Genomic DNA, 2,501 nt, shown 5'->3' on the forward strand with positions numbered 1-2,501 from the left:
CGAACAGCCCATCCTCGCCATGCACACCGGGATCATCCCGCACGAATGATCACGAGACGCAGGTGGGTTGCCTGTTACTGAGACACGCTCCTAGTCGATCGCGCTTCCGTGCACCCGGTGACGCTCCGTCGCCCTGGAGTGCCGTGGCCTCTTGGCGGGTCAGCGTCGTTCGTATCTGGTCGCCATGGTGTGGAACACCTTCTTGGGCTCCCATCGGGTGTCGTCGAGCATGCGGACGACGCCGTAGGAGGCGATGTCCCTCGGGCCGGGCTTGTCGTAGTTGGCGAAGGAGAACCAGAGTGCGGTGTCCACTCCTTCGGCCTCGAAGATGTCCGTGAGTTCGGCGAGGTAGCGCACCTGTTCGTCCTCGTCCGGGATCGCTCCGTACGGCGGCTGCCAGGCCATGCCACCGAGTTCACCCGCCCCTTGGTAGGCGCAGGTGCCGAACTCGGTGATGGCGACGGGCTTGCCGTGGTGGAAGTGCTCGCGCAGGTCGGAGCGGAAGGTATCGGCGTTGTGGACGTCCCGGTAGGCGTCGACGCCGATCAGATCGAAGGGGTGCCAGTCGACGCTCTCCCAGGGGCCAGAGGCGTAGGTGACCCGTCCGCCGAAGTGGCCTCGGACTGTTGCGGCGGCTTTGGCGAGGAAGGCGTTGAGTCTCTCGGGGACGGGCCCGATCGAGGCCCACCATTCCATGTCGGCTGTGGCCATGGCATGTAGGCGGTCGGTGTAGGTGGCCCCGGGGAGGAAGCCACTGCAGAAAGTGCTGATTTCGCATCCAGTGACGAACACCACCTCGGCGCCGATACGCCGCACGGCTTCGGCCCGTTGCGCGCAGTCGGCGAAGAGAAGGAGCACCTGCTCGGGGGGAAGGTCCACGGGGAAGGGCGCGAACCAGATTTCCAGGCCGGCATCGGCGGCGGCGTTTGCAGCGATGCTCAGCCGTTCTGGATCGCGGCCGGAGATGCGCACGGCGTCACAGTGCAGCTCATCGGCGATCACCGCCATGTCGTGGCGGACCGTTTCGGGGAGAAAGGTCTTGCGGGAAAGTGCGTCACCGGGGAGGAACCCGGTGTCGTAGTTGATGCCGCGTGCGCGCATGTCACCGTTCCTTTGCGTGGTAGAGCCCGTTTTCCAGCAGGTCGAAGGCGAGCTCGACGTCCTTGGCCAGGGCGCGGCCCGCTTCCTGTGGCAATGCGCCGCTGAGCAGGCGGTGGAAGTAGGACTCCTGGAGGGTGAGCAGGGACGCGGCGATCTGGGCCGCCATGAGCGCGGCTGCGGTCTCGCCGTACTGCTCGGCCAAGGCGCGGGCCAGCGCCTGCCGCTGTTGGTAGAGCAGGCTGTTGGCGGCGGTGCTGAGCGTGGGGCTGTCGTGGATCACGCGCATCTGGGCGATCAGCGCCTCGTAGTTCGCCAGTGCCGTCTGCCTGGTGGCGAATGCGCGGTAGTGGGCCCGCAGCGCCACGAGGGGGGAGTCGCCCGGTTGCCGCCTGGTGACGATCCCGGCCGGATCGTCCTCACCCACGCCCTGGAGCGCGAGGGACTCCTTGGTGGGGAAGTACGTGAACAGCGTTGCCTTGGCCACTTCGGCGGCTTCGGCGATCTCGTTGACCGTCACCGCGTCGAAGCCGCGCTCGGCGAACAGCCTCAACGCCACGGCGGCGATCCGCTGCCTGGTTTGTTCCTTCTTGCGTTCACGTAGCCCTGCCACACCTCGATCATATTCGGACTGGGTTCATAATCAAACTCAGTCTGACGTTTTCTTGGGGAGGTTCGAGAACGAGGCTGAAGGTTCCGCGACGGCGCCGGTTCGGCGGCTGGCAGCGGTCAGCAGGAGCTTCTTGCGCAGGAGCGGGAACCCGGCCCGCCCGCACAGGGCCCTTTTGAGTGCTTTGAGGTCGTTGACGCGGCCCTCGACGGGGCCGGATGACCAGTCGGTGCTCATGCCGTAGACCACGGCGTCGAGGGGGATCAGCCCGGTGGCGAAGCCAGCCAGGCCGCAGTGCTCGTCGGCGCAGACGTCGGCGATCCAGTGCCGCAGGCGGTCTCCCTCGCGGTTGGTCATGATGGTCGCGAAGGTGCGGACATGGCCGGCGGCGGCCGTGAGTTCGGATGAGCGGGCGAGCAGGTTCTTGAGTTGCTGCTGGTCCTCCTCGCGTAGGTGGTCGGGGTGGCTGGTGATCCAGCGGGTGGCCTCGCGGGGCGAGGGCGGCCGGGCGATGGGCGGCGTGCTCCCCGCGGTCCGACGGTCGGGTCGAAGTGGTCGGACGTAGTCGCGCAGGGTGCTGTAGCTGCAGCGTGCTCCGCGTTCTTTCAGTTCGCGGTGGAGTCGGGACAGGTTCGTGCAGCCCTCGGCGATCCGCTGCTCGATGTAGGGCTTGAACCGGTCGAGCTTGCTGGTCCGGTTCTGAGGATCCCCCGGTGGGCGGGAGGTGCTGATCAGCAGGTCAGGGTGGGTTGATTGGTGTTCAGGTTCGTTCGTTCGGTGGCTGCCTGTTCGG

At 66.8% G+C, this 2,501-nt stretch carries 2 protein-coding genes and 1 pseudogene; all 3 read right to left on the reverse strand.

Annotated elements, in window-relative coordinates:
* Positions 1 to 159: 159 nt before the first annotated feature.
* Positions 160 to 1,101: a hypothetical protein gene (locus ACWC9T_RS41485; RefSeq protein WP_449826198.1), complete on the reverse strand. Its 942-nt coding sequence runs from the start codon at positions 1,099 to 1,101 to the stop codon at positions 160 to 162.
* A gap of 1 nt (position 1,102) precedes the next feature.
* Positions 1,103 to 1,711, reverse strand: coding sequence for a TetR family transcriptional regulator (locus ACWC9T_RS41490; RefSeq protein WP_449826199.1), 609 nt, complete (start codon positions 1,709 to 1,711; stop codon positions 1,103 to 1,105).
* Between the two features lie 36 nt (positions 1,712 to 1,747).
* Positions 1,748 to 2,501: pseudogene (locus ACWC9T_RS41495) on the reverse strand (hypothetical protein); the annotation flags it as partial.

The organism is Kitasatospora sp. NPDC001159 (assembly GCF_053598235.1).